Source organism: Spiroplasma endosymbiont of Zeiraphera isertana (genome assembly GCF_964030805.1).
Classification (GTDB): Bacteria; Bacillota_I; Bacilli_A; order Mycoplasmatales; family VBWQ01; genus Spiroplasma_E.
In genome coordinates this window covers 1,296,443-1,310,912 of sequence record NZ_OZ034965.1, presented here as the reverse complement: position 1 = coordinate 1,310,912, position 14,470 = coordinate 1,296,443, and the positions used below count along the sequence as shown (strand labels likewise).

At 23.1% G+C, this 14,470-nt stretch carries 29 protein-coding genes and 3 pseudogenes; 15 read left to right on the top strand and 17 right to left on the bottom strand.

Going from position 1 to position 14,470, the window contains the following annotated elements; all coding sequences use genetic code 4:
* Positions 1-35 precede the first annotated feature (35 nt).
* Positions 36-185, top strand: a pseudogene (locus AAHM78_RS09205) (transposase); the annotation flags it as partial.
* Here AAHM78_RS09205 and AAHM78_RS09200 read toward each other — a convergent pair.
* Positions 177-737 (bottom strand): IS1/IS1595 family N-terminal zinc-binding domain-containing protein, encoded by a 561-nt coding sequence (locus AAHM78_RS09200; protein ID WP_342252939.1) that lies wholly within the window; start codon positions 735-737, stop codon positions 177-179. The pseudogene AAHM78_RS09205 and the gene AAHM78_RS09200 overlap by 9 nt on opposite strands.
* A gap of 43 nt (positions 738-780) precedes the next feature.
* Positions 781-1,251, bottom strand: a complete 471-nt coding sequence (locus AAHM78_RS09195; protein ID WP_342252938.1) for a hypothetical protein — start codon at positions 1,249-1,251, stop codon at positions 781-783.
* 72 nt (positions 1,252-1,323) lie between these two features.
* On the opposite strand from AAHM78_RS09195, the gene AAHM78_RS09190 reads away from it, so the two are divergent.
* Entirely contained in the window at positions 1,324-1,716 is a 393-nt protein-coding gene (locus AAHM78_RS09190; RefSeq protein WP_342252937.1) for a transposase family protein, read from the top strand.
* Positions 1,717-1,766: 50 nt separating this feature from the next.
* Complete coding sequence (locus AAHM78_RS09185; protein WP_342254611.1) at positions 1,767-2,141, top strand: transposase family protein; 375 nt, start codon at positions 1,767-1,769, stop codon at positions 2,139-2,141.
* A gap of 13 nt (positions 2,142-2,154) precedes the next feature.
* Here the strand turns inward: AAHM78_RS09185 and AAHM78_RS09180 are convergent, their stop codons facing one another.
* The 3 genes from AAHM78_RS09180 to AAHM78_RS09170 form a co-directional block, all read right to left on the bottom strand.
* A complete protein-coding gene (locus AAHM78_RS09180; protein WP_342252936.1) occupies positions 2,155-2,556 on the bottom strand; it encodes a hypothetical protein in 402 nt (133 codons plus the stop codon).
* A gap of 78 nt (positions 2,557-2,634) precedes the next feature.
* Positions 2,635-3,594: an IS1595 family transposase gene (locus AAHM78_RS09175; protein ID WP_342252935.1), complete on the bottom strand. Its 960-nt coding sequence runs from the start codon at positions 3,592-3,594 to the stop codon at positions 2,635-2,637.
* A 74-nt stretch (positions 3,595-3,668) separates the two neighbouring features.
* Positions 3,669-3,887, bottom strand: a complete 219-nt coding sequence (locus AAHM78_RS09170) for a hypothetical protein (RefSeq protein WP_342252934.1) — start codon at positions 3,885-3,887, stop codon at positions 3,669-3,671.
* 197 nt (positions 3,888-4,084) lie between these two features.
* Here AAHM78_RS09170 and AAHM78_RS09165 point away from each other — a divergent pair, with 197 nt between their 5' ends.
* The 5 genes from AAHM78_RS09165 to AAHM78_RS09145 all read left to right on the top strand — a co-directional run bounded on the left by AAHM78_RS09165 (position 4,085) and on the right by AAHM78_RS09145 (position 5,895).
* Positions 4,085-4,225 carry a hypothetical protein gene (locus AAHM78_RS09165; protein WP_342252823.1) on the top strand — a complete coding sequence of 47 codons (141 nt, stop codon included), beginning with the start codon at positions 4,085-4,087 and terminating at the stop codon, positions 4,223-4,225.
* A gap of 17 nt (positions 4,226-4,242) precedes the next feature.
* Positions 4,243-4,476 carry a transposase family protein gene (locus AAHM78_RS09160; protein ID WP_342252933.1) on the top strand — a complete coding sequence of 78 codons (234 nt, stop codon included), beginning with the start codon at positions 4,243-4,245 and terminating at the stop codon, positions 4,474-4,476.
* Positions 4,477-4,595: 119 nt separating this feature from the next.
* Entirely contained in the window at positions 4,596-4,724 is a 129-nt protein-coding gene (locus tag AAHM78_RS09155; protein ID WP_342252932.1) for a hypothetical protein, read from the top strand.
* Entirely contained in the window at positions 4,691-4,891 is a 201-nt protein-coding gene (locus tag AAHM78_RS09150) for a transposase family protein (RefSeq protein WP_342252931.1), read from the top strand. The genes AAHM78_RS09155 and AAHM78_RS09150 overlap by 34 nt, the downstream gene beginning before the upstream one ends.
* Positions 4,892-4,947: 56 nt before the next feature.
* Positions 4,948-5,895, top strand: coding sequence for an AAA family ATPase (locus AAHM78_RS09145; RefSeq protein WP_342255126.1), 948 nt, complete (start codon positions 4,948-4,950; stop codon positions 5,893-5,895).
* A 332-nt stretch (positions 5,896-6,227) separates the two neighbouring features.
* On the opposite strand, the gene AAHM78_RS09140 is transcribed toward AAHM78_RS09145, so the two are convergent.
* From AAHM78_RS09140 to AAHM78_RS09125, 4 genes are all read right to left on the bottom strand, one after another.
* Positions 6,228-6,446, bottom strand: coding sequence for a transposase family protein (locus AAHM78_RS09140; protein ID WP_342255125.1), 219 nt, complete (start codon positions 6,444-6,446; stop codon positions 6,228-6,230).
* Positions 6,395-6,574 (bottom strand): hypothetical protein, encoded by a 180-nt coding sequence (locus tag AAHM78_RS09135; protein ID WP_342252930.1) that lies wholly within the window; start codon positions 6,572-6,574, stop codon positions 6,395-6,397. Before AAHM78_RS09135 ends, AAHM78_RS09140 begins: the two co-directional genes overlap by 52 nt.
* 119 nt (positions 6,575-6,693) lie before the next feature.
* A complete protein-coding gene (locus tag AAHM78_RS09130; protein ID WP_342252929.1) occupies positions 6,694-6,927 on the bottom strand; it encodes a hypothetical protein in 234 nt (77 codons plus the stop codon).
* 17 nt (positions 6,928-6,944) lie between these two features.
* A complete protein-coding gene (locus AAHM78_RS09125) occupies positions 6,945-7,085 on the bottom strand; it encodes a hypothetical protein (RefSeq protein WP_342252928.1) in 141 nt (46 codons plus the stop codon).
* Positions 7,086-7,258: 173 nt separating this feature from the next.
* Here AAHM78_RS09125 and AAHM78_RS09120 point away from each other — a divergent pair, with 173 nt between their 5' ends.
* Positions 7,259-7,459, top strand: a complete 201-nt coding sequence (locus tag AAHM78_RS09120; RefSeq protein ID WP_342252927.1) for an Hsp20/alpha crystallin family protein — start codon at positions 7,259-7,261, stop codon at positions 7,457-7,459.
* An 86-nt stretch (positions 7,460-7,545) separates the two neighbouring features.
* Here AAHM78_RS09120 and AAHM78_RS09115 read toward each other — a convergent pair whose 3' ends face one another.
* From AAHM78_RS09115 to AAHM78_RS09100, 4 genes and pseudogenes are all read right to left on the bottom strand, one after another.
* Positions 7,546-7,938, bottom strand: a complete 393-nt coding sequence (locus AAHM78_RS09115) for a transposase (RefSeq protein WP_342252926.1) — start codon at positions 7,936-7,938, stop codon at positions 7,546-7,548.
* Between the two features lie 9 nt (positions 7,939-7,947).
* Positions 7,948-8,262: a hypothetical protein gene (locus AAHM78_RS09110; protein WP_342252925.1), complete on the bottom strand. Its 315-nt coding sequence runs from the start codon at positions 8,260-8,262 to the stop codon at positions 7,948-7,950.
* A 187-nt stretch (positions 8,263-8,449) separates the two neighbouring features.
* Positions 8,450-9,787 carry a deoxyribodipyrimidine photo-lyase gene (locus tag AAHM78_RS09105; protein ID WP_342252924.1) on the bottom strand — a complete coding sequence of 446 codons (1,338 nt, stop codon included), beginning with the start codon at positions 9,785-9,787 and terminating at the stop codon, positions 8,450-8,452.
* 54 nt (positions 9,788-9,841) lie between these two features.
* A pseudogene (locus AAHM78_RS09100) lies at positions 9,842-10,741 on the bottom strand (IS30 family transposase); the annotation flags it as partial.
* Positions 10,742-10,812: 71 nt separating this feature from the next.
* Here AAHM78_RS09100 and AAHM78_RS09095 point away from each other — a divergent pair.
* The 4 genes and pseudogenes from AAHM78_RS09095 to AAHM78_RS16995 form a co-directional block, all read left to right on the top strand.
* The gene (locus AAHM78_RS09095) at positions 10,813-11,205 is read left to right on the top strand and encodes a transposase family protein (RefSeq protein WP_342252835.1); all 393 of its coding nucleotides are present in this window, start codon (positions 10,813-10,815) and stop codon (positions 11,203-11,205) included.
* Between the two features lie 2 nt (positions 11,206-11,207).
* Positions 11,208-11,471, top strand: coding sequence for a transposase family protein (locus tag AAHM78_RS09090; RefSeq protein ID WP_342255123.1), 264 nt, complete (start codon positions 11,208-11,210; stop codon positions 11,469-11,471).
* 12 nt (positions 11,472-11,483) lie between these two features.
* A complete protein-coding gene (locus AAHM78_RS17000; protein WP_425289775.1) occupies positions 11,484-11,630 on the top strand; it encodes a transposase in 147 nt (48 codons plus the stop codon).
* Between the two features lie 147 nt (positions 11,631-11,777).
* Positions 11,778-11,897, top strand: a pseudogene (locus AAHM78_RS16995) (IS30 family transposase); the annotation flags it as partial.
* Between the two features lie 162 nt (positions 11,898-12,059).
* On the opposite strand, the gene AAHM78_RS09085 reads toward AAHM78_RS16995, so the two are convergent.
* On the bottom strand, positions 12,060-12,296 hold the full coding sequence (locus AAHM78_RS09085) for a transposase family protein (RefSeq protein WP_425289801.1): 237 nt from the start codon (positions 12,294-12,296) through the stop codon (positions 12,060-12,062).
* Positions 12,297-12,342: 46 nt separating this feature from the next.
* On the opposite strand from AAHM78_RS09085, the gene AAHM78_RS09080 reads away from it, so the two are divergent.
* Entirely contained in the window at positions 12,343-12,735 is a 393-nt protein-coding gene (locus AAHM78_RS09080; RefSeq protein ID WP_342252835.1) for a transposase family protein, read from the top strand.
* A 156-nt stretch (positions 12,736-12,891) separates the two neighbouring features.
* Here the strand turns inward: AAHM78_RS09080 and AAHM78_RS09075 are convergent, their stop codons facing one another.
* Together AAHM78_RS09075 and AAHM78_RS09070 are read right to left on the bottom strand one after the other, a co-directional pair.
* The gene (locus tag AAHM78_RS09075) at positions 12,892-13,257 is read right to left on the bottom strand and encodes a transposase family protein (RefSeq protein ID WP_342255122.1); all 366 of its coding nucleotides are present in this window, start codon (positions 13,255-13,257) and stop codon (positions 12,892-12,894) included.
* A 59-nt stretch (positions 13,258-13,316) separates the two neighbouring features.
* Entirely contained in the window at positions 13,317-13,709 is a 393-nt protein-coding gene (locus AAHM78_RS09070; protein ID WP_342252923.1) for a transposase family protein, read from the bottom strand.
* Positions 13,710-13,886: 177 nt separating this feature from the next.
* On the opposite strand from AAHM78_RS09070, the gene AAHM78_RS09065 reads away from it, so the two are divergent.
* Positions 13,887-14,165 (top strand): hypothetical protein, encoded by a 279-nt coding sequence (locus AAHM78_RS09065; protein ID WP_342252922.1) that lies wholly within the window; start codon positions 13,887-13,889, stop codon positions 14,163-14,165.
* Here AAHM78_RS09065 and AAHM78_RS09060 read toward each other — a convergent pair.
* The gene (locus AAHM78_RS09060) at positions 14,162-14,410 is read right to left on the bottom strand and encodes a transposase family protein (RefSeq protein WP_425289737.1); all 249 of its coding nucleotides are present in this window, start codon (positions 14,408-14,410) and stop codon (positions 14,162-14,164) included. The two genes, AAHM78_RS09065 and AAHM78_RS09060, sit on opposite strands and share 4 nt — an antisense overlap.
* Positions 14,411-14,470 lie beyond the last annotated feature (60 nt).

Here is a 14,470-nt window from a genome sequence, read left to right as displayed (position 1 = left end):
GTTAAAATTAAAGGTTTTGCACCAAGTCTAATAAAACTTTAAGTAAAATTAGAATTAAAATTGAACACGTATTTGCTAAACTAAAACGTTTTAAAATTTTAAGTTTAAAATATCGCAATAAAATACGAAGATTTGCATTAAGATTTAATTTAATAGCAGGAATATATAATTTTGAATTACCTTAGTTTTGCACCAAGTCTAATTCATTTTTTTCTTGGATCATCTGGATTTTTGAAATTTCCTTTATGAATTTCTTTGATAAAAGTTTCATCAATTTCAATTCTACCTTTTAATTTTGTGAATGGTTTTTGTGTTTTTGCTAATTGTGATGATTTCATAAATTTTTGACGATTAAATCATGCTGATGTTTTTGAAATTTTAGCAAATTGAGAAATAGTATAAGCAGATTGACCTAACAATGACAATCAAATTATTCAATCTCATTGTTCATGAGATAAATGACTTCAATGTAAAAAATGATTTCTTAAAGCATCAAAGCTACTTTTACAATCTTTGCATAAATATTTTTGCTTATTATTCTTAAAACCATTTTTTACACATCAATAAGATTTACAATTTGGACATTGAATTCCTTTTTCTTTAAATTTTTTATCAATTGCATCTAATTTTTCTTTTTTCTCAATTTGTTTAATTCTATTTTTAAAATGTCTAATAATTTTTATAAATTCTTCATCTTTTTTGTTTTTTAAAACATCAATTAATTCATTATTAGTCACAAAAAATCACCCCTGATATAAAAATATTACTTTTAATTTTAAATTAAAAGTAATATCAAGATTTTTTGTGAAAATTAAAACAATCATTAATAATTTTAAGTATTTCTTCATAAAGACCATTATCTATTATCGGCGTTGATTCATTAATGTTATTTTTAGTTATTACTTTAGGAATTTTTATTCTTTTTCTAGGTTTGGAAATAGGTATTGAAAAAGTCTCTGACATATTTTTATTTTGTTTTAGGGGTATTTTAAGTCCAGTAAAAGCTTTTTGTCTTTTTAACAAAATGTCTTTTCTATTCTTAAAAACATTATCAATATATGGCTTTAAGATAGCATTAAATGATTTAATATCTCTGTTAATACTTCCTGTATTATCTTTGATTATTTTCTCCATTTGATTATATTCATGATTAACACTTTCTATGTTATCATCTTGATATGAAATAATTTCAAATGATAAACAATTAGAATTCAATCTTACATTTTTATTAGAAAAAAGACCCGAAGCCATAGTAGACTTGGTGCAAAACCTTTAATTTTAACAATTTAACGATTATTATTAATATTAAAGGTGATAGTTATTATGTTGAAAAAATATAAAGATGATCAAGAATTTTATAGTTTAGTCGGCATAAAGCCACAAACATTTTATAAAATGCTTGAAATTTTAAAAATTGCTGAGTCTAAACAAAAATATTATGGTGGTAGAAAAAATAAAATTGTAATTGAAGAGCGTTTATTAATGACTTTAGAATATTGAAAAGACTATAGTAGTTATAGAGTTATTGCAAAAAGATATAATATTAGTCATACTAGTTGCATTCGTAATATTTTTTGAATTGAAAATATTTTAATAAAAAGCGGAATTTTTAATTTACCTGGAAAAAAAGATTTAACAAAAAATAAAGGTACTAATAATAATTTTTTAGCTATTGATGCTACTGAAACTCCAATTGAAAGAATTAAAAAAAACTAAAATTACTTTTTTCAGGTAAAAAGAAACATCATTCTCTCAAATCCCAAATAATTATTGATATTTCCAATGGAAAAATTATTTCAACTGCTTTTTGTTTTGGAAGCATTCATGATTTTAAATTGCTTCTAAAATCTAAAACTTTTATTCATCCAGAAAAACAAGTTTTTGTTGATTCAGGTTATCAAGGTATACAAAATATTCATAAAAATACATTTTTGCCATTTAAAAAAAGTAAATACAATCAATTAACACCAATTCAAAAAGAATACAATAAAACTTTAAGTAAAATTAGAATTAAAATTGAACACGTATTTGCTAAACTAAAACGTTTTAAAATTTTAAGTTTAAAATATCGCAATAAAATACGAAGATTTGCATTAAGATTTAATTTAATAGCAGGAATATATAATTTTGAATTACCTTAGTTTTGCACCAAGTCTAATGTTGGTATTTAAATTTTCATAAATTGAGGTAATTTTGAATATTGGTAAATCCAATGCCATGATAATGAGTAATAAATTCTTTTAAACTTGATTGTATTTTACTGATATTACTTAAATTTTTATAATTTAATTCTTTATTTTCTTTTGATTTAAATTTCTTGATAGTACATTTTGTTTGTTTAGCTACTGTATCATATAGTATTTGCATATCACAAACTATAATTAATTTTTCTTCGATAAGTTTAGATGTTAAATTTTCTTGTACTCATTTTTTTGTTAATCTTTTAGTATTTGTTGTTTGAGCATAAATATTTTTATTTTCATCAATTGCCATTTCAATACAACAGTTTAAATCTTTAGCATTTTCTTCGATTCATTTTTTTCTTTTAATTTTCAAAAAAACTCTTGATGAAATAAAAAAAATCATCAACCTGGCCTAAAATTTGATTTTATTTAATTTTGGGATTTATTTTTTTTACAAACTGAAATATAATGCTTCGGATTTTGCATAAGGTGATATTTTATAATGTTGGTATTTAAATTTTCATAAATCGAGGTAATTTTGAATATTGGTAAATCCAATGCCATGATAATGAGTAATAAATTCTTTTAAACTTGATTGTATTTTACTGATATTACTTAAATTTTTATAATTTAATTCTTTATTTTCTTTTGATTTAAATTTCTTGAGAGTACATTTTGTTTGTTTAGCTACTGTATCATATAGTATTTGCATATCACAAACTATAATTGATTTTTCTTCGATAAGCTTAGATGTTAAATTTTCTTGTACTCATTTTTTTGTTAATCTTTTAGTATTTGTTGTTTGAGCATAAATATTTTTATTTTCATCAATTGCCATTTCAATACAACAGTTTAAATCTTTAGCATTTTCTTCAATTCATTTTTTTCTTGGATCATCTGGATTTTTGAAATTTCCTTTATGAATTTCTTTGATAAAAGTTTCATCAATTTCAATTCTACCTTTTAATTTTGTAAATGGTTTTTGTGTTTTTGCTAATTGTGATGATTTCATAAATTTTTGACGATTAAATCATGCTGATGTTTTTGAAATTTTAGCAAATTGAGAAATAGTATAAGCAGATTGACCTAACAATGACAATCAAATTATTCAATCTCATTGTTCATGAGATAAATGACTTCAATGTAAAAAATGATTTCTTAAATCATCAAAGCTACTTTTACAATCTTTGCATAAATATTTTTGCTTATTATTCTTAAAACCATTTTTTACACATCAATAAGATTTACAATTTGGACATTGAATTCCTTTTTCTTTAAATTTTTTATCAATTGCATCTAATTTTTCTTTTTTCTCAATTTGTTTAATTCTATTTTTAAAATGTCTAATAATTTTTATAAATTCTTCATCTTTTTTGTTTTTTAAAACATCAATTAATTCATTATTAGTCACAAAAAATCACCCCTGATATAAAAATATTACTTTTAATTTTAAATTAAAAGTAATATCAAGATTTTTTGTGAAAATTAAAATTTTTTTCTTGGATCATCTGGATTTTTGAAATTTCCTTTATGAATTTCTTTGATAAAAGTTTCATCAATTTCAATTCTACCTTTTAATTTTGTGAATGGTTTTTGTGTTTTTGCTAATTGTGATGATTTCATAAATTTTTGACGATTAAATCATGCTGATGTTTTTGAAATTTTAGCAAATTGAGAAACAGTATAAGCAGATTGACCTAACAATGACAATCAAATTATTCAATCTCATTGTTCATGAGATAAATGACTTCAATGTAAAAAATGATTTCTTAAAGCATCAAAGCTACTTTTACAATCTTTGCATAAATATTTTTGCTTATTATTCTTTAATTAGACTTGGTGCAAAACCTTTAATTTTAACAATTTAACGATTATTATTCATATTAAAGGTGATAGTTATTATGTTGAAAAAATATAAAGATGATCAAGAATTTTATAGTTTAGTCGGCATAAAGCCACAAACATTTTATAAAATGCTTGAAATTTTAAAAATTGCTGAGTCTAAACAAAATATTATGGTGGTAGAAAAAATAAAATTGTAATTGAAGAGCGTTTATTAATGACTTTAGAATATTGAAAAGACTATAGTAGTTATAGAGTTATTGCAAAAAGATATAATATTAGTCATACTAGTTGCATTCGTAATATTTTTTGAATTGAAAATATTTTAATAAAAAGCGGAATTTTTAATTTACCTAGAAAAAAAGATTTAACAAAAAATAAAGGTACTAATAATAATTTGTTAGCTATTGATGCTACTGAAACTCCAATTGAAAGAATTAAAAAAAACTAAAATTACTTTTTTCAGGTAAACATAAACATCATTCTCTCAAATCCCAAATAATTATTGATATTTCCAATGGAAAAATTATTTCAACTGCTTTTTGTTTTGGAAGCATTCATGATTTTAAATTGCTTCTAAAATCTAAAACTTTTATTCATCCAGAAAAAAAGTTTTTGTTGATTCGGGTTATCAAGGTATACAAAATATTCATAAAAATACATTTTTGCCATTTAAAAAAAGTAAATACAATCAATTAACACCAATTCAAAAAGAATACAATAAAACTTTAAGTAAAATTAGAATTAAAATTGAACACGTATTTGCTAAACTAAAACGTTTTAAAATTTTAAGTTTAAAATATCGCAATAAAATACGAAGATTTGCATTAAGATTTAATTTAATAGCAGGAATATATAATTTTTAATTACCTTAATTTTGCACCAATTCTAATATGAAAATTCTAAATATGATCGAGCAACAATAAAAAGTCAACTACAATTAATTCGTAAACAGAAACATCAATTATTAGAAAAAATGCAAAGTTTAGAAAATGAATTATATAGTTTAAATCAAGAACATTTTATGACTAGTGATAAATTAAATAATCAAAAGCTTGAACAAGTAAAAATGGAGTCAAAAGTAGAACAACATTTAAGACGTTTAGTTGAAACTTATAATTTAACTTATGAATATGCTAGAGAACATTATAGTGAACCATTAGCAGACGAACAACAAGCACGTAATTTGGTACAACAATTACGTAGTGAAATTGAAGATTTAGGATTTGTAAATATTAATGCTATTGAAGAATTTGAAAATGAAAATGAACGTTATTTACGTTTAAAAACTAAACATGATGAATTACAATTAGCATCACAATCGTTGTTAACAGCCATTGATGAAATGGATAATGTTATGGTAACGCAATTTGATGAAACAATCAAAGCTATTAATATGGTATTGCCCGAAACATTTCAAACTTTATTTGGTGGAGACACTTGTAGTTTACGATATACATCACCTGATGATATTTTAAATACAGGTGTGGAAGTGCTTGCTAATCCTCCTGGTAAAAGAATTAGTAATTTAAACTTATTATCAGGTGGTGAAAAATCATTAGTTGCATTAGCAGTATTATTTGCTATTTTAAAAGTCAAGCCGTTGCCATTGACAATATTAGATGAGGTTGAAGCACCATTGGATCCAGCAAATTTAGAGCGTTTTGCTAGATATGTTCGTAGTTTTTCACAATATACACAATTTATTATTGTTACTCATCGTCCAGGCACAATGGAAAATTGTGATGTATTATATGGTACAACTATGCAAAATCAAGGAATTACGAAAATGGTAGCCATTAAATTAGCAGATGCTAAAAAAATTATTGAAAGCGATAAATCAGTGAAAAATGTTAATTATGTCGTTTAAATTTTATGTTATATTAAAAATAAATTTATTAAAAACAGACCTATTTCACAGGTCTGTTTTTAATAAATTTAAGTATTATTATTTTTTATTGTGATGAAACATTAACGATTCATGTTGGTGTTAAACCAACCATATCAATAACAACTCCATTACCATTATCATAGTCAGAAATTTGTCATATGTATCATTGTGCAATTAATATTGCTGCAACCGCACCAATTATTGGAGCTAATGCTGGTAAGGCAACACCTAGGACAGCAGAGACTGCTCCTATTCCCGAACCAATCGCATTATTTAATTTATGTAATAGACTTGGTGCAAAACTAAGATAATTAAAAATTATATATTCCTGCTATTAAATTAAATCTTAATGCAAATCTTCGTATTTTATTGCGATATTTTAAACTTAAAATTTTAAAACGTTTTAGTTTAGCAAATACGTGTTTAATTTTAATTCTAATTTTACTTAAAGTTTTATTGTATTCTTTTTGAATTGGTGTTAATTGATTGTATTTACTTTTTTTAAATGGCAAAAATGTATTTTTATGAATATTTTGTATACCTTGATAACCTGAATCAACAAAAACTTGTTTTTCTGGATGAATAAAAGTTTTAAATTGCTTCTAAAATCTAAAACTTGTTTTTCTGGATGAATAAAAGTTTTAGATTTTAGAAGCAATTTAAAATCATGAATGCTTCCAAAACAAAAAGCAGTTGAAATAATTTTTCCATTGGAAATATCAATAATTATTTGGGATTTGAGAGAATGATGTTTCTTTTTACCTGAAAAAAGTAATTTTAGTTTTTTTTAATTCTTTCAATTGGAGTTTCAGTAGCATCAATAGCTAACAAATTATTATTAGTACCTTTATTTTTTGTTAAATCTTTTTTTCAAGGTAAATTAAAAATTCCGCTTTTTATTAAAATATTTTCAATTAAAAAAATATTACGAATGCAACTAGTATGACTAATATTATATCTTTTTGCAATAACTCTACAACTACTATAGTCTTTTCAATATTCTAAAGTCATTAATAAACGCTCTTCAATTACAATTTTATTTTTTCTACCACCATAATATTTTGTTTAGACTCAGCAATTTTTAAAATTTCAAGCATTTTATAAAATGTTTGTGTCTTTATGCCGACTAAACTATAAAATTCTTGATCATCTTTATATTTTTTCAACATAATAACTATCACCTTTAATATTAATAATAATCGTTAAATTGTTAAAATTAAAGGTTTTGCACCAAGTCTATTCTTTTATTGCTATTATTGATTCAATACTCAGATACTTATACATTGCGCTAATTCCTTTCTTTTCTTAATTATAGAACTAACACAATTTAATTTTTATATAAGTGTCCTTTTTAATTTTACAATTAAAGAAAAATAAAAATTATCATATTCAAGAAAGATATTATGGTTCATTCTCTCGCTCTATTAATTTACCATCTAATATAAGTGAAGAGTCTATAGATGCTAATTTTAAAAATGGTATATTAATTGTTAAGATACCTAAAAAAGAACAAACAAAAACTAAAAAAATTACAATTAAATAAGGCTTTTATCCCTTTATGTACTATTTTTAAATTTTATCACATAAATGGAGATAAAAGCCTACCTAGGAAATTATCCCCGCATGTATTTAAATCAAACACAAAATTACAGTGTCAAAACTAGGTATGTTATTGAATTTATATGCTGATTCTTTTGCATATAAATGAATATTGTGCTTTGAAACTCTTATGTGTGTTCGGAAAGTTCGTCGGATGTGCTTTCATGCTGATTCAATCTGGTTTGTGTTTACACCTGTTGGTGACACATACCCAACTTCATGATTTACGATTTCATGTTTGGGATAGAAGTTTTTGAAACTTACATATCCCTTCCAAGAATCCGTAAATAGACAGCACTCAGTAAAAATGTGTTTCAATGCAAATCTTAAAAGGTTTTTTTCATCTGCATTTTTCAGCACCTTCACAATTAGTTTGTTGCTGGTTTTCTCATAAACTCCAACAATCAAAGTTTTATTCAACAAGGATCTTCCTTATTTTTTAAAACCTAAATGTGAAAGATACATTTCATCCATCTGTGCTGTGCCATCAAGAATGAAACCTGCATCTTGATTTCCAATTCTAGTCCTGATTTCATGACACATTCTTCAAGCTGTTTTATAGGTAACACCCAATTCCCTTGCAACATCGGTTGCTGGTATGCCATGCTTTGTGTTTATTCATCTAAAGATGAGATAAAACCAAGATGTCATTTGGGTTTGTGACTTATAAAAAATGGTTCCATAAAGAATACTAAATGTTTGGTTACAGTTCAAACATCGTATTCTTCTCAAATCAGAAGTATTCAAACTAGAAGAAGCACATCTGATGCATTTCATTATTTTCAACTTCGCTATATATTTCAAACAATCGTTTTCAGTTTGAAATATGCTATTGAATTCATTTCCATTCATTTTTTCCTCCACACTAGTACATGTGGGGATAATTTCCTTAAATAATTAAAAAAAACTAGTCAATTGACTAGTTTTATAATATTTATTTTTTTTGTGATTTATTATTTTTAATATTATAAATTTGAATATTACTTTTTAAATTTTGGTATCTTTTTTTAGCTTCTTGAACTGATTTTTTAAAATCAACAATTTCTTCTATATTTTTTGTTCTTGATAAAAAATAATTAATATAAACAAAATTAGGATCATATTTAATTTGTTGTAAATAAGGATTAAAAATCCTAATATATTGTTGAGCATCAAATCCTGTTCCTGCTACTCATTGTCATGAACATTGATTCACAATTGGATCATAATCAATTAATTTTTGAGCAAAATATTTTTCTCCTCATCTTCAATCAATATTTAAATTTTTTACTAAATAAGAACCACAAATCATACGTACACGATTATGCATAGTACCATAATTATTTAATTCATTCATCCCAGCATCAATTAAAGGAATACCAGTTTCTCCTTTGCATCATTTTTTAAAATTTTCTATATTATTATCTCAAATAATATCATTCATTTTTTTAATTCAATTTGTTCCAAATTTTCATTTTTTTTCTATCATAGCATTATAAGTTGCTTGATAGAAAAAATCTCTTCATATCAATTGTCTAGAAAAACTATTATCAAAATAACCAAATCTTTGAATTACTCAAAAATGAACTTCACGAATAGAAACTATTCCATATTTAATGGCTGTACTAATATGAGAAGTACTGTTTTTAATTAAATCAATTTTATCACGTTGATTTTGATAATCTTTTGATAAACGAGTAACAATAATTTCTACTTTTTCTCTTGTTAATGGTAAATTAAAGTCATTATCTTTTAAGTGTTTAATATCTTCACAATTTGCTAGCTTCATAGCTCGAAATTTTGGAGTTTTTGATATTGTAATATTAAATTTGTTTGTTTTAATTGCATTTCAATAAGGAGTAAAAATTTGATAAAAACTACCATCATCTTTTTTTATTTCATGAGGAGCAAAAAGCATATAATCATGAAATTCACGATAAATAAAACCAATTTCTTTTGCTAATTTTTTTAATTGTTGACTTCTTTCTAGAGCATAAGGGCTAAAATCTTTATTAGTATAAATTTTATTAATAATTATTCCTTGATTAACTAAATTTCTGATTGCGTTTAATTCGTTTTCTGCTTTTAAAACATTAATATGAATTATTTTATTTAATTGTTTTAAACAAAAAATCATTGTTTGAAATGACTTTAGATTAAAAAATTTATTATTTTTAATTTGTTCATTTGTCAGGATAAAAATTAAATAAATTTCTTTTTCTTCTTTTGATAAAGCAATTAAACCTTTGTTATCATGTATACGAAAGTCTCGATGTAAAATAAAAATATTCATTTTTTTATTATAACCTTTTTTATCCTGAGTTGTAAATATAAATGGGACAGTTTTTTAAAATAATTGTATTAAATCTATTGGTCTTTTATAAGAGAGCGATTTTCTGGGTGTAGAATTAATTTGAAATGCTATAAAATTTAAATCTTTTTGTTTATATGAAGATAGATCTGTAGATTTTGGTAAATATCTTCTTAAAATACCATTATTATTTTCATTTAAACCCCTTTGGCAAGGTTTACCAGGATCTGCAAAATAAATTTTGACATTACAAATTTTTTCGATTAATCTTCATTTACTAAATTCTTTACCACGATCAAAAGTAATGGTTTTAACTGTTCCTTTTTGTAACTTTGAAATAAATTTTATTATACTTTTCGTAATATTTTCTGATTTATGATTTTTAGTTACTAAAGGAATTGTGGTTTTTGATCATATATCAGCCAAAGTAATAATAGAACTTTTATGATCTTTACCAATGATAGTATCACCTTCTAAATGACCAAATTCTTGTATATTTTTAATATTAGGAATGATTAAATTTCTTTCATGAATAGACTTACAATTATTAATTTTGCCCCTAGTTTCTTTTTGTTTGTGAGATTTATTTTTGCCTTTTCTCAATAAGTTATTTTCATCAAAACCCATTCGATTTGTTTTAAACATGTTATATAAAGTTTTTGTTGAAATACTTTTTATTTTATTTTCCTTTAAAAAGTTAGCAATTATATCAAGAGCATACTTTTTAGTAATTAACAAATGATTAATACTATTAATTTCTGTTAAAGTTAAAATTATTAATTTTCTGCCTGCATTTTGTTTATTTTTTTGAAATTGATTCAACATTTCTAATGGCAATAAGTTTTTATTTAATAATCTACAAACTCTATGTACGGTTGATTTACTATAATCAACAATTTTTGCTATTTTACGAATCGAAAATCCATAATTTTTATATTAGACTTGGTGCAAAACCTTTAATTTTAACAATTTAACGATTATTATTAATATTAAAAGTGATAGTTATTATGTTGAAAAAATATAAAGATGATCAAGAATTTTATAGTTTAGTCGGCATAAAGCCACAAACATTTTATAAAATGCTTGAAATTTTAAAAATTGCTGAGTCTAAACAAAAATATTATGGTGGTAGAAAAAATAAAATTGTAATTGAAGAGCGTTTATTAATGACTTTAGAATATTGAAAAGACTATAGTAGTTATAGAGTTATTGCAAAAAGATATAATATTAGTCATACTAGTTGCATTCGTAATATTTTTTGAATTGAAAATATTTTAATAAAAAGCGGAATTTTTAATTTACCTGGAAAAAAAGATTTAACAAAAAATAAAGGTACTAATAATAATTTGTTAGCTATTGATGCTACTGAAACTCCAATTGAAAGAATTAAAAAAAACTAAAATTACTTTTTTCAGGTAAAAAGAAACATCATTCTCTCAAATCCCAAATAATTATTGATATTTCCAATGGAAAAATTATTTCAACTGCTTTTTGTTTTGGAAGTATTCATGATTTTAAATTGCTTCTAAAATCTAAAACTTTTATTCATCCAGAAAAACAAGTTTTTGTTGATTCAGGTTATCAAGGTATACAAAATATTCATAAAAATACATTTTTGCCATTTAAAAAAAGTAAATACAATCAATTAACACCAATTCAAAAATAATACAATAAAACTTTAAGTAAAATTAGAATTAAAATTGAACACGTATTTGCTAAACTAAAACGTTTTAAAATTTTAAGTTTAAAATATCGCAATAAAATACGAAGATTTGCATTAAGATTTAATTTAATAGCAGGAATATATAATTTTGAATTACCTTAGTTTTGCACCAAGTCTATTCTTTTATTGCTATTATTGATTCAATACTCAGATACTTATACATTGCGCTAATTCCTTTCTTTTCTTAATTATAGAACTAACACAATTTAATTTTTATATAAGTGTCCTTTTTAATTTTACAATTAAAGAAATAATAATGGTATTTTAAGAAGATATTTACCAAAATCTACAGATCTATCTTCATATAAACAAAAAGATTTAAATTTTATAGCATTTCAAATTAATTCTACACCCAGAAAATCGTTTTAATTTTCACAAAAAATCTTGATATTACTTTTAATTTTAAATTAAAAGTAATATTTTTATATCAGGGGTGATTTTTTGTGACTAATAATGAATTAATTGATGTTTTAAAAAACAAAAAAGATGAAGAATTTATAAAAATTATTAGACATTAGACTTGGTGCAAAACTAAGGTAATTCAAAATTATATATTCCTGCTATTAAATTAAATCTTAATGCAAATCTTCGTATTTTATTGCGATATTTTAAACTTAAAATTTTAAAACGTTTTAGTTTAGCAAATACGTGTTCAATTTTAATTCTAATTTTACTTAAAGTTTTATTGTATTCTTTTTGAATTGGTGTTAATTGATTGTATTTACTTTTTTTAAATGGCAAAAATAGACTTGGTGCAAAACCTTTAATTTTAACAATTTAACGATTATTATTAATATTAAAGGTGATAGTTATTATGTTGAAAAAATATAAAGATGATCAAGAATTTTATAGTTTAGTCGGCATAAAGCCACAAACATTTTATAAAATGCTTGAAATTTTAAAAATTGCTGAGTCTAAACAAAAATATTATGGTGGTAGAAAAAATAAAATTGTAATTGAAGAGCGTTTATTAATGACTTTAGAATATTGAAAAGACTATAGTAGTTATAGAGTTATTGCAAAAAGATATAATATTAGTCATACTAGTTGCATTCGTAATATTTTTTGAATTGAAAATATTTTAATAAAAAGCGGAATTTTTAATTTACCTGGAAAAAAAGATTTAACAAAAAATAAAGGTACTAATAATAATTTGTTAGCTATTGATGCTACTGAAACTCCAATTGAAAGAATTAAAAAAAACTAAAATTACTTTTTTCAGGTAAAAAGAAACATCATTAGACTTGGTGCAAAACCTTTAATTTTAACAATTTAACGATTATTATTAATATTAAAGGTGATAGTTATTATGTTGAAAAAATATAAAGATGATCAAGAATTTTATAGTAGACTTGGTGCAAAACTAAGGTAATTCAAAATTATATATTCCTGCTATTAAATTAAATCTTAATGCAAATCTTCGTATTTTATTGCGATATTTTAAACTTAAAATTTTAAAACGTTTTAGTTTAGCAAATACGTGTTCAATTTTAATTATAATTTTACTTAAAGTTTTATTGTATTCTTTTTGAATTGGTGTTAATTGATTGTATTTACTTTTTTTAAATGGCAAAAATGTATTTTTATGAATATTTTGTATACCTTGATAACCTGAATCAACAAAAACTTGTTTTTCTGGATGAATAAAAGTTTTAGATTTTAGAAGCAATTTAAAATCATGAATGCTTCCAAAACAAAAAGCAGTTGAAATAATTTTTCCATTGGAAATATCAATAATTATTTGGGATTTGAGAGAATGATGTTTCTTTTTACCTGAAAAAAGTAATTTTAGTTTTTTTTAATTCTTTCAATTGGAGTTTCAGTAGCATCAATAGCTAACAAATTATTATTAGTACCTTTATTTTTTGTTAAATCTTTTTTTCCAGGTAAATTAAAAATTCCGCTTTTTATTAAAATATTTTCAATTCAAAAAATATTACGAATGCAACTAGTATGACTAATATTATATCTTTTTGCAATAACTCTATAACTACTATAGTCTTTTCAATATTCTAAAGTCATTAATAAACGCTCTTCAATTACAATTTTATTTTTTCTACCACCATAATATTTTTGTTTAGACTCAGCAATTTTTAAAATTTCAAACATTTTATAAAATGTTTGTGGCTTTATGCCGACTAAACTATAAAATTCTTGATCATCTTTATATTTTTTCAACATAATAACTATCACCTTTAATATTAATAATAATCGTTAAATTGTTAAAATTAAAGGTTTTGCACCAAGTCTAATACACAAAATTTGATAACATATAACTGTTATCCAATATATAAGTTTTAACCCATTACTTTATTTTTAAAAGTAAATGGGTTTTAATGTTTAAAAGGAGACATTAAAATGACAGACAAAACAAAATCTCAAACATATAATTTTCTATCAGAAAATAAATCCATAGAAGATATTAAAAAACAAACAAACATTGAAGTTATAGAAAAAAGTAGACATGGTGGATCAACATTTAAAATAATTGAAAAAATTACTGCTAATGATAAACAACTTAATGATGACCTATCCGAAAATATTGATGAAAATTTAGAAATAGTTGCTACTAATTTAACAGATAACGAAAAAGAACCAAAAACAAATAACGATATATTAGACTTGGTGCAAAACTAAGGTAATTCAAAATTATATATTCCTGCTATTAAATTAAATCTTAATGCAAATCTTCGTATTTTATTGCGATATTTTAAACTTAAAATTTTAAAACGTTTTAGTTTAGCAAATACGTGTTCAATTTTAATTCTAATTTTACTTAAAGTTTTATTGTATTCTTTTTGAATTGGTGTTAATTGATTGTATTTACTTTTTTTAAATGGCAAAAATGTATTTTTATGAATATTTTGTTTTAATTTTCACAAAAAATCTTGATATTACTTTTAATTTTAAATTAAAAGTAATATTTTTATATCAGGGGTGAT